Below are 11227 nucleotides of genomic sequence, written 5' to 3' on the forward strand. Positions count from 1 at the left end.
TCGTATAAAATACAGCACTAATTTTCATCATTTTGTCATTGTAATTCTGACAAGGCTCTCCTATGTTTTCAGCATTTACACGCTTGAGTTTAGTAACCCGAATTATTATCGCCATTATTTTAGGTGTATTGGTTGCTGTTGTGGCTCCGGGCGTTGCACCCTATTTAAGTTTGCTTGGTGATTTATTCATTAAGGCATTGAAATCCGTAGCACCGATACTGGTCTTTGTACTTGTACTGTCATCCATTGCAAATTTCAAAGTGGGTAGCAGTAATTCTTACATTAAACCGATTATGTTGATGTACGCTATTGGTATGTTCCTTGCTGCTTTAAGTTCAGTAGTAGCAAGCCTTTTATTCCCTAGTACATTAATTCTTGATGTTGCTGCAGAAAACCTTGTGCCGCCAGGCAGTCTTGCTGAAATATTGAAAAACTTATTATTAAGTTTTGTCGCAAACCCTGTTACAGCAATTTCTGAAGCAAATTTCATTGGTATTTTGGCTTGGGCTGTTACCTTAGGTATTGCATTTCGTCATGCATCAGAGAACACCAAAGTCTTTTTATCTGACGCTGCTGATGCAGTGAATAAAGTGATCCGTTTAGTGATTAACTTTGCACCTATTGGTATCTTCGGTTTGGTTGCTGTTACATTTGCCGACTCAGGTCTAAAAACGCTTGTTAGTTATGCGCACTTACTTGCGGTATTACTCGGTACCATGTTCTTTGTAGCTTTGGTCATTAACCCACTAATGGTGGCATTTATGACTCGCTCAAACCCGTTCCCATTGGTTTTCCAATGTCTACGTGAAAGTGGTATCACTGCATTCTTTACACGTAGTTCAGCTGCAAACATTCCTGTAAACCTTGACCTTGCAAAGCGTCTTGGTGTCCCCGAATCAACTGCAAGTGTAGCAATTCCTTTAGGTGCAACTGTCAATATGGCAGGTGCATCAGTCACAATTACAGTCCTCACTCTAGCAGCAGTTCATACTTTGGGCATTTCTGTTGATTTCAGCACCATGTTGATTTTATCAGTCGTTGCTACCGTTTCTGCATGTGGTGCTTCAGGTGTTGCTGGTGGTTCATTGCTACTTATTCCAGTGGCTTGTGGCCTGTTTGGTATTTCAAGCGATATCGCGATGCAAGTTGTTGCCATTGGTATGGTCATTAGTGTACTTCAAGATTCAACTGAAACAGCTTTAAACTCTTCGACTGACGTATTATTTACAACTGCAGTAGACCGTGGTTTAAGATAATATCCTGATATTGGATACTTTTTAAGGCGAGGCCATGCCTTTTCAGACTTTACCGCTGTGGATACAACTGGGTGCTTTTTTTCTCGCAATGAATGCAGGAATGATTAATGTACTCGGGCTGGTGACGATCTTGCACCAGTCGGTATCTCACATGACGGGTAATGTCAGTATGTTAGCCATGGCCTTCATTGCATGGCAGCCAGCTACGATTATTTATTTGATTTTAGTCTTGCTCTGTTATGTGATTGGCTCATTTTATAGTGGGCTTATTCTTGGAAATAGTCACTTTAGCTTAACCCGACGTTATGGCGTCCCATTAAGCTTGGTGGCTTTTTTTATTGTCCTGTGTTGGCTGCTATTACCCTATTTTCCACGTTATGCTTTGCTTTGGGCATGCGTGGCGATGGGTGTACAAAATGCAATGGTCAGCCACTATAAAGGCACCATTATTCGTACCACACACCTCTCTGGTGTTTTGACGGACTTAGGTTTGGCTTTGGGTTATAAAGCTCGTGGACTTTCGGTTGAGTCTAAACGTGTGGTCTTACATTTATTAATTTTAGCGGGATTTATCGTCGGTGGCATACTTGCCAGTTGGCTTTATCCTTATTTAAAATTAAACGCATTCCTAATTCCTGCCGCACTCAGTGTAGTTATGAGCGCAGTATATTGGATCATCTATTTTCATTATCGACATATACACGATTAGTTGGAACGTACTATGGTTAAAAATGCATTACAGGCGCAACTGCTTAAAGCAGGTCTGGTCGATAATAAAAAGGCAAAAAAATTGTCTAAACAAGCCGTACATGAAAAACGTACTGGTGAAAGTAAAGATGCTGAAATCAAGGCGAAAATTGAGCAAGATCAGCAGCAGAAAATGGCCAAAGATCATGCTTTAGAGCAAGATCGTAAAGCCGTTTTGCAAGAAAAAGAATTAAAAGCTGCCATCATGCAAATGATTAATCAGCATAAAATTCGTGATACCGATGGCGAATCGACCTATCAATTTATCGATGATGCCAAGATCAAAAAGCTTTATATCAATCAGCAAATTTATAATGCCCTTGTTGCGGGTAGTCTTGTTATTGCACGTGAAAATAGCAACTATGCTTTTTTACCAAAAGAATTAGCCGACCGTATTAATGCGAAAATGGAAGGCTTTATTATTGTGAATAATTCTGAAGTGAATGAGCAAACCACGGATGAAGAAGATCCATATGCAGCTTATGTAATTCCTGATGATTTAATGTGGTAAGCATTTCATATCGCTAATGAAGCTTCTAATTAGGGGGCTTTTTTTAGCTCAACATTTATTTATTTTAGTTCATCAATTAGGTTATACCTTCAAAAAATCATTTCTTAGCACCCAATAAGTAACATTATGGACTATACATGTCGTAACTCCGTAAAGTTTACGAGTATAAAATTGCTTATATAATCATCATAATTACAATAGTTTGATCATTAACCCTTGCATTTACATCAATAAGAGTAGGATGATTTTGGAAAAAATTCAGTTCATTAAAAATATTCAAGATTGGTCAGATCAATACCCTTGGCTAGAAATGCTGACTTCGCTCAGTCTCATTATTGTTTTTGCCATTATTGCAAATTTTATCGCCAAGCAAATTGTGGTGCGTGGTATTCGTAAGCTCGTGTCTAAAATGGCCTTTAGCCACAGTCAAATTTTGTCAGAACATAGTGTGATAAAACGCTTTGCCAACATTGTTCCAGCAATTGTGATCTTAAATGGTATAACCACAGTCCCGCATTTATCTGTGAAGTTCATCTCAATCGTGCAAATGGCTTGTCAGGCCTTTATCTTCCTGACCATTGCTTTGGCCATTTCTGAATTACTGAATATTTTTAATCTGATTTATCAACGTAATCCAAAATCTAGAAACAAACCAATTAAAGGCTATTTGCAGTTGGTCAAATTGATCATTTTTTTGGTGTGTGGCCTAATGATCTTGGGTACTTTCCTGAAAAAAGATGTATTTACATTACTTGCTGGCTTTGGTGCTATGGCGGCCGTGCTCATGTTGGTTTTTCAGAACACCATTTTATCACTGGTTGCTTCGGTACAAATTTCTTCTTATGACATGGTGCGAATTGGTGACTGGATTGAGATGCCTTCGCTTAATGCGGATGGCGATGTCATTGATATGTCATTACATACCATTACCGTGCAGAACTTTGATAAGACCTTTACCACGATTCCAACCAATAAACTGGTGACTGACACCTTTAAAAACTGGCGTGGTATGGCACAGTCTGGTGTGCGCCGTATCAAACGCTCGCTTTATATCGATCAAAGCTCTATTCATTTCATGACTCAGGATGAGCAAAACAAACTCAAAGAATTTTTATTATTAGATCAATATCTTGACCATAAGCATGAAGAGCTTGCTCAGTTTAATCAGCAACTTTCAAATCAGTCGCAATATAATCAGCGCCGTTTAACCAATCTTGGGACCTTTCGTGCCTATGTAGAATTCTACTTACAACAGCATTCAGGCATTGCCCAACACCAAACGATTTTGGTGCGTCAGTTACAACCCACGAGTGAAGGCATACCTTTAGAGATTTATGCTTTTAGTAAAACAATTGCATGGAAAGATTATGAAGCGATTCAATCTGATATCTTTGACCATCTGATTGCAATCACACCTGAGTTTGGTCTTAAAATCTATCAAGCCCCTTCTAGTGCCGATTTTAAAGCCCTCGTTCAACCAAATGCCGATAAAAGCTAAGAGCTAAACTTTCCTCTCCCCATGTATATTCAAAGAAGAAATTCTGCAAATTTAAAAAGTCACAATGGCTTTTGAATATACATGGGGCTATCGGTTACCCCCCTCTACTTCCGCAATTACTTTAGATCTCGCGATATAAGGAATAAAAGCGAATCAGATAAATGCGCTAATCGCTCGATTCCTTAAAAATATAATTCATCAGAAACAACTAAATATAATTAAAAAATCAGAACAAATACTATACAAATGTAGACATTTTTAGATACTATTTGTTAACAGTTGCATAAAAACGCTTCTAAAATAGGAACTTGATCATGGAAGGCCCCAATCAACCTTCTCAGAAATCAGTTAAAAACGAATCACAATTACTCATAGAATCGATGAATCGCACTTCTGCCAAACATACGCTCATACAGGCAGAAGCATGTGACTTAGAGAATCGTGTCCGTATTGAGCGTGCTTTATCCGACCCGATTGCACGTATCCCGGCACAGTTTAAAAATGCTTATTACAAATTTTTGTACTACAACCAGAAAGACTATTTAAAGCAGGTCAACTATTTCGCTCAATTGGCATTTTTAATCTATTTTTGGGCAGATCGCTATGTGCTGCCAGACGTAGAAATGCTTTCAGGTGCGATTCGTATCATTGCTATTATTGGTGCATTTAGCCTGAACTATGTTCTGTTTAAATATATCAAACAGATTAAATTGCTCGATTTAATATTACCACTAGCGACTTGCCTTTCTGCAATCCTCTGGTTTGAGATATTACTTCAGTCGAAAAATGAACTGGTTCATAGCTATCAATATGCCGCCATTATTTTGATCGTATTGGGTAATTTAAGTATTCATGTGCATTTTCGCCCTTCGATTATGACCTCAGCCATGATCACGGCAGCGATCCTTTTTGGCGCATGGCGCATTAATGATTTTGGTGATTTTACAATATTTTTATTGGTGTACGTTCCTGTGCTGCTGTTCAGTATGTATATCTGCTGGAACTCTACGCTCAACTCTCGTAAAACGTTTCTAAGAGCGCTGCTAGATGACTGGAACTTTCATACCCTGCGCAAAATTGCCCATACGGATGAATTAACCCAGTTAAGCAATCGTCGCCAATTTGTACATGCTGCCAATAAAAAAATCCAAGAAACCCCAATGACGGTCTGTACCAGTCTTTTGATTTTTGATGTCGATCATTTTAAAGCGATTAATGATCAATACGGACATGATGTCGGCGACCAAGTGCTATGCCAAATTGCTGAAATTGCGCGTAAAGAAATGCGGTTTTACGATATGTTGGCGCGTTTCGGGGGTGAAGAATTTATTGTACTTTTGCCTTTTACCGTCCCAGAAGATGCATTAAAAATTGCTGAACGGTTAAGACATAAAATGGAGCAACATCAGTTTCATATGGATGGTCAATTGGTGAAATTTTCGATCTCCATTGGTGTTTCCAAAATTGACCCTGACCACGCCAAACTCGATCAGTTAATTAAACAAGCCGATATTGCTTTATATGAAGCAAAACGCCAAGGTCGTAATCGGGTTGTACATTTTAATTTTATGAATTTTTGCAGCCAAGCTTTTTAATAAATAAACAAATCAAAATGGAGAAAAACCAGCGAATCCATTACACTCAGAGCGGAAGAAAGAAAGATTAATTACAGTAAAATTCTCAGGTTATCTGCATGCTTAAATGGTTTGAAAACTTAGTTGACGCTTATCCTGAACAGGACTTGAATAAACCATTGCCAACAAAATTTTTCCCCTTTGTATGGCAAGCTGCAACGGGTGTAAAAAAATACCTCTTGTTATTGGTATTCTGTACAGCTGGTGTAGCGAGTTTTGAAGCACTGCTTTATGCCAAAATTGGTGAATTAGTCAATTGGATCAGTAAGTCTCAACCTGAAACCTTTTTACAGCAGCACCAGACCAATCTGACCATTTTAAGCTTTATTTTATTGGCAAATATCTTCTTTTCTTGCCTTCAAACTATTATTAAACATCAGATTTTATACAGTACCTTTCCAATGCGCCTACGTTGGAGATTTCATAACTTATTACTGAAACAAAGTTTAGATTTCTTCCACAACGACTTTGCAGGTCGTTTATCTGCCAAAGTCATGCAAACTTCACTGGCTGTACGTGAGTTTTGGATTATTCTTGGTGACATGTTGGCCTATGTCTTCATTTACCTGATTTCGATCACCGTGATTTTAGGTGCTATATCGCCACTGTTGATTGTTCCATTATTACTTTGGCTGGCTTTATTTATTGGTTCTGCATGCTATTTCATCCCCAAATTAAGCAAAATTTCAAATGAACAAGCCAATGCACGCGCAGTAATGACTGGTCGTGTCACCGATGCCTACACCAATATTCAAACGGTGAAATTGTTTGCCCATGCAGGCCGTGAAAGCCAATATGCCAAAGCCTCAATGAAAGAATTTATGGTGACGGTGTATAAGCAAATGCGACTTGCTGCAAAATACAACATCGCGACGAATTTGCTGATCATTGTTTTATATGGTGGCGTACTTGGAACAGCCGTTTGGCTCTGGATGGATGGTCAAGCTGAGCTTGGGGTCATTGCAGCAGCGACCGCCATGATTTTAAAACTCAGTAGTATTTCCGAGTTTATGATGTGGCAAACATCTGCCCTATTTGAAAATGTCGGGACCATTCAAGATGGGATGAAAACCATGGGCCGCCCAATTCATATTCAAGACAAAGCTGATGCAACCGACTTAAAAGTACCGCAAGGCGAAATTAAATTTGAGGACGTCAGTTTTGCTTATAATGATAAAAATGTCATCGATCAATTTAATTTAACTATTCGACCAGGTGAAAAAATTGGTATTGTCGGGCGTTCGGGTGCCGGAAAATCAACACTAATTCAACTTTTACTCCACTTTTATGATATCAACCATGGTCGTATTTCGATTGATGGCCAAAATATAGAAGATATTACCCAAGATAGCTTAAGAAAAAATATTGCTTTGGTGACTCAAGACACCTCGTTATTGCATCGTACGGTCGAAGAAAATATTAAATATGGTCGCCCGAATGCAACAGATGAAGAAATGTATGATGCAGTGCGTAAAGCGAAAGCTGATGAATTCATTCCTCAATTGATCGACTTACGTGGTCAACGTGGTTATGACGCATTTGTCGGTGAACGTGGCGTAAAATTATCTGGCGGTCAGCGTCAACGTATTGCGATTGCTCGGGTATTTTTAAAAGACGCACCGATTTTAATTTTAGATGAAGCCACAAGTGCGCTCGATTCAGAAGTCGAAGCCGCGATTCAATCGAGTTTAGATGATTTGATGCAAGGCAAAACTGTGATTGCCATTGCGCATCGACTGTCAACCATTGCGCAAATGGATCGCTTGATTGTCTTGGATCAAGGACGTATTGCTGAGCAAGGCACCCACGAAGAGCTTGTTGCTTTGAATGGTATTTATGCACACTTGTGGCAGCGTCAAACCGGTGGATTTTTAATAGAACAACATAAAGTAGAATCAAAGGAAGATGAAAATGCTGTATCTGGAAGACCTTAAAGTTGGTGATCACTTTAGCAGTCGTGAATATGAAATGACTGTTGAAGAAATCAAGCAATTTGCCAACGCTTATGATCCTCAGGAATTTCATACAGATGAAGTCAAAGCCCAACAGCACCCGATCTTTCAAGGATTAGCGGCAAGTGGTTGGCATACCGCTGCTGTAACGATGCGCTTATGGACTGAATGTTTCCCTGTGGCTTATGGCTTAATTGGCTCTGAGTCAAGTCTGCGTTGGCCATGCCCAACACGTCCGGGAGATAAAATTCGTGTAGAAGTTGAAATATCTGCAATTACTCCGTCGAAAAGTAAGACAGACCGCGGCATTGTGACCTATGTTACGCAAGCGCTTAATCAGCACAATGACGTTCTTTATATGTCTACGACCAAAATTGTGGTCTTTTCCAAAGATTTTAAACCGAATTAATCCTTAACGGCCTACTTTACAACGCTAAGGTAGGCCGCTATAAATAGTTGAGCCTAGTCAGTTTGTCCAACAATTTTTGTGGGATACAACACGGAATCATGCCAATATAACCTTGAACAGAAGAAAAACCCGCATTGCAACGGAACGCTATGAAAACAATTAATTCCCGTCAGGATCAGGGTATTCCCGGAGTGTATGGATTGCTCCTTTTAGATGTGGTCTCTCGATGGGGCTACACTGCAGAAACATTATTTAGTCCATTCGGATTAAACAGCGAACAATTGGCTGAACCAGATTTCCGTATTCCAACACCCATCGCCAATCAATTGGTAGAGCACGCACTACGATTAACCGGTGAGCCCACTTTAGGTTTTCATTTGGGCAACCAAATGCGCATCTCGATTCATGGTTTTATTGGCTATGCCATCATGACGGCGAAGGACATAACCGATGCCTTAGTCTTGGCAAACCGTTTTATTCAGCTACGCATGCCCTTTTTACAGCTTTTTTTCTCGACTTTTGGAACCAAAGCGACTGTTCAACTACAAACAGACGTTACGATTGAGCCTTTACGTACTGAGATTTCGATTGCCTTAATTTTTGGCATGATCAGCATGGGCAAAGCAATTACCGGTGTGGATTATTCTGCTGGTGAAATTGATTTTGATTTCCCTCAACCTGAAGGTTTTGAGCGGTTTATTGCCAAATATCCACGGCACCAATTTAGATTTGATCAGCCACATCTTTTACTCAGTTTTGATAAGCAATATTTAACCAATAAATTGGTCCATGCTGACCCAATTGCCAGTCAAATCGTGATTAATCAATGTGAAGCTGAACTTTCCGCTTTGGGCGAACGTCACCGTATTGCCATGCGCGTTCGTGATATTTTAACCAACTCCGAACAGCACTATTTAAGTATCGAAAGTGTTGCTGAACGGCTACACATGTCCGATCGAACTTTAAAACGCCAACTTGCTGCTGAAGGTACCTCATTTTCAACGTTAGTCGACGAAGTTCGTTACCGTCATGCCACATCGCTCCTGTCACGGACTGACTTTACCTTAGAGCAAATTGCTGATGAATTGGGCTATAGCGATGTTGCCAATTTTAGCCGTGCATTTAAACGCTGGAGTGGTCGTAGCCCAAGCAATTGGCGTAAAGATCCGTACTTATAAGTCTTTTGTTTTACTTAAAAAGCATGTATAACTCATGCCAAAAATGAATTTAATGGATTTAAGGAGTTATCAATGAATCATCCTTCAGATTTAAAGTACGCAAGTACACATGAATGGGTGCGAATTGAAGGTGACCTTGTTGTTACAGGCATTTCTGATCATGCACAAGACGCATTGGGTGATTTAGTTTATGTTGAAGCACCAGATGTGGGTCAACATATCACTGCTGGCGAACAAGCGGGTGTGGTTGAGTCGGTAAAAACCGCTTCTGATATTCATGCTCCAGTTTCTGGTGTGGTTGTTGAAGTCAATCCGGACCTTGAAGATGATCCTGATTTTGTAAATGATGCACCTTATAGCAAAGGTTGGATTTATAAAATTAAACCAGACAATATGGCTGATGTAGATGCTTTATTGACCAGCGAACAATACGAAGCTGGTCTGTAAATATTTATAATATCTAAAAAATCAGCCCTCAGGCTGATTTTTTTATTTCAATATGATGGCTGAATTGGCTTATATAACATTTGCATGAATATGCAGCTTATATTTCTTCCGAAGCTTCGGTACTTTCAGGTTCTTCTTTCTTTTCTTCAACCATACTAAAAGATTGCGCAGCCGCTGAAGTACCATTTGCACGTGAACTTTTAAGTTTAATTTGCAAACGTAATTCATTAGTTGAATCGGCATTTCTTAAAGCTTCTTCATAAGAAATAGCGCCGTCATTATATAAATCAAATAAAGCTTGGTCGAAAGTTTGCATCCCAAGTTCACGAGATTTTGCCATGATCGCTTTTAGTTCATGAAACTCACCTTTCAAAATCAAATCTGAAATGAGCGGCGTATTTAACATAATTTCAACGGCTGCACGGCGTCCTTTACCATCTTCAGTCCGGATTAATCGCTGAGAAACAATCGCTTTCATATTGCTCGATAAATCCATAAGCAATTGATTTCTTCGCTCTTCTGGGAAGAAGTTAATGATTCGATCTAGGGTTTGATTGGCGTTATTTGAATGTAGCGTACCTAAACATAAATGTCCTGTTTCAGCAAAGGCAATTGCATGTTCCATAGTCTCGGTGTCACGAATTTCACCAATTAAAATCACGTCTGGTGCTTGTCGCAAGGTATTTTTTAAAGCGTTATGCCACGAATGACTGTCTACACCGACTTCACGATGCGTAATCATTGATTTTTTATGCTTATGCACATATTCCACTGGGTCTTCAACAGTGATGATATGCCCTGCGCTGTTTTCATTTCGATAATCAATCAGCGCCGCTAAAGAGGTTGATTTTCCTGAACCTGTACCTCCAACCACTAAAACTAAACCACGTTTTTCCATAATCACGTGCTTAAGCGAAGCCGGTAATTTAAGCTTTTCAAAATTTGGAATTTCTGCCGTAATGGTACGAATGACCATACCCACATATAACTGTTGCTGAAATACATTGACACGAAAACGCGAAACGTTTGGCACACTAATCGCAAAGTTACATTCTAGTTCTGTTTCAAACTCTTTGCGCTGCTTCTCATTCATCAAACTATAGGCGAAAAGCTTTGTTTTCTCAGCATCAAGTTCTTGCTGCCCAAAGGGTTTCATCATGCCTTGATGTTTAATACTTGGTGGAAAATCTGCCGTAATAAATAAATCAGAACCCCCATATTCAACCACTTTGGTTAACATGTGGAACATAAAACGGCGTGCTTCTTCCAGCAATTCAGCAGTGTACATCAACTTGCCCAATATAAAATTTCAAACACCCAAGCACAGATTGTCATTATTTCAGGCGCTGTATTGGGCTTAGATATTATTGTGCATAAAAAGTGTGATTCACTCAAACATAAAATACTGAATTATCAGTATATATTTTAAAATATAGGCCATATTTCAATTTTTATATTGAAGTAAGCAGTAAGCGTCCGCTGAACACACCTTCTGAATTCATCCTATAAGCCTTAATTTAGTCCCCACTTAGAAACAAGTGGGGACTAAAATTTATGACTACAAATCATCAGACATCCATCGCATCTCTTGCGAA

At 39.3% G+C, this 11227-nt stretch carries 10 protein-coding genes; 9 read left to right on the top strand and 1 reads right to left on the bottom strand.

From position 1 onward, the window contains the following. Window positions 1–62: 62 nt before the first annotated feature. From sstT to gcvH, 9 genes are all read left to right on the top strand, one after another. On the top strand, window positions 63–1256 hold the full coding sequence (gene sstT / locus FTT88_RS13655; RefSeq protein WP_180174015.1) for a serine/threonine transporter SstT: 1194 nt from the start codon (window positions 63–65) through the stop codon (window positions 1254–1256). A gap of 34 nt (window positions 1257–1290) precedes the next feature. Next, window positions 1291–1965 carry a YoaK family protein gene (locus FTT88_RS13660; RefSeq protein ID WP_180174016.1) on the top strand — a complete coding sequence of 225 codons (675 nt, stop codon included), beginning with the start codon at window positions 1291–1293 and terminating at the stop codon, window positions 1963–1965. 12 nt (window positions 1966–1977) lie between these two features. Then, window positions 1978–2514, top strand: coding sequence for a DUF2058 domain-containing protein (locus FTT88_RS13665; protein ID WP_168377529.1), 537 nt, complete (start codon window positions 1978–1980; stop codon window positions 2512–2514). A 241-nt stretch (window positions 2515–2755) separates the two neighbouring features. Beyond that, window positions 2756–4012 (top strand): mechanosensitive ion channel family protein, encoded by a 1257-nt coding sequence (locus FTT88_RS13670; protein WP_373685445.1) that lies wholly within the window; start codon window positions 2756–2758, stop codon window positions 4010–4012. 314 nt (window positions 4013–4326) lie between these two features. Beyond that, window positions 4327–5607: a GGDEF domain-containing protein gene (locus tag FTT88_RS13675; RefSeq protein WP_257233079.1), complete on the top strand. Its 1281-nt coding sequence runs from the start codon at window positions 4327–4329 to the stop codon at window positions 5605–5607. 98 nt (window positions 5608–5705) lie between these two features. Beyond that, on the top strand, window positions 5706–7580 hold the full coding sequence (locus tag FTT88_RS13680; RefSeq protein ID WP_180027120.1) for an ABC transporter ATP-binding protein: 1875 nt from the start codon (window positions 5706–5708) through the stop codon (window positions 7578–7580). Continuing rightward, window positions 7558–8007, top strand: a complete 450-nt coding sequence (locus tag FTT88_RS13685) for a MaoC family dehydratase (protein ID WP_180054813.1) — start codon at window positions 7558–7560, stop codon at window positions 8005–8007. The genes FTT88_RS13680 and FTT88_RS13685 overlap by 23 nt, the downstream gene beginning before the upstream one ends. 149 nt (window positions 8008–8156) lie before the next feature. Beyond that, window positions 8157–9185 carry an AraC family transcriptional regulator gene (locus tag FTT88_RS13690; RefSeq protein WP_180174017.1) on the top strand — a complete coding sequence of 343 codons (1029 nt, stop codon included), beginning with the start codon at window positions 8157–8159 and terminating at the stop codon, window positions 9183–9185. 72 nt (window positions 9186–9257) lie between these two features. Further along, complete coding sequence (gene gcvH / locus FTT88_RS13695; RefSeq protein WP_078193810.1) at window positions 9258–9632, top strand: glycine cleavage system protein GcvH; 375 nt, start codon at window positions 9258–9260, stop codon at window positions 9630–9632. Between the two features lie 97 nt (window positions 9633–9729). Here the strand turns inward: gcvH and FTT88_RS13700 are convergent, their stop codons facing one another. Continuing rightward, window positions 9730–10920 carry a PilT/PilU family type 4a pilus ATPase gene (locus tag FTT88_RS13700; protein ID WP_180174018.1) on the bottom strand — a complete coding sequence of 397 codons (1191 nt, stop codon included), beginning with the start codon at window positions 10918–10920 and terminating at the stop codon, window positions 9730–9732. Window positions 10921–11227: the final 307 nt, after the last annotated feature.

Source organism: Acinetobacter sp. YH01024, assembly GCF_013420195.1.
Taxonomy (GTDB): Bacteria; Pseudomonadota; Gammaproteobacteria; order Pseudomonadales; family Moraxellaceae; genus Acinetobacter; species Acinetobacter amyesii.

Coding starts and splice junctions, on each gene's coding strand:
- FTT88_RS13660 (WP_180174016.1), top strand. CDS start 1,291: ATGCCTTTTCAGACTTTACCGCTGTGGATACAACTGGGTGCTTTTTTT.
- FTT88_RS13700 (WP_180174018.1), bottom strand. CDS start 10,920: ATGTACACTGCTGAATTGCTGGAAGAAGCACGCCGTTTTATGTTCCAC.
- sstT (WP_180174015.1), top strand. CDS start 63: ATGTTTTCAGCATTTACACGCTTGAGTTTAGTAACCCGAATTATTATC.
- FTT88_RS13670 (WP_373685445.1), top strand. CDS start 2,756: ATGATTTTGGAAAAAATTCAGTTCATTAAAAATATTCAAGATTGGTCA.
- FTT88_RS13665 (WP_168377529.1), top strand. CDS start 1,978: ATGGTTAAAAATGCATTACAGGCGCAACTGCTTAAAGCAGGTCTGGTC.
- FTT88_RS13685 (WP_180054813.1), top strand. CDS start 7,558: ATGCTGTATCTGGAAGACCTTAAAGTTGGTGATCACTTTAGCAGTCGT.
- FTT88_RS13675 (WP_257233079.1), top strand. CDS start 4,327: ATGGAAGGCCCCAATCAACCTTCTCAGAAATCAGTTAAAAACGAATCA.
- FTT88_RS13680 (WP_180027120.1), top strand. CDS start 5,706: ATGCTTAAATGGTTTGAAAACTTAGTTGACGCTTATCCTGAACAGGAC.
- FTT88_RS13690 (WP_180174017.1), top strand. CDS start 8,157: ATGAAAACAATTAATTCCCGTCAGGATCAGGGTATTCCCGGAGTGTAT.
- gcvH (WP_078193810.1), top strand. CDS start 9,258: ATGAATCATCCTTCAGATTTAAAGTACGCAAGTACACATGAATGGGTG.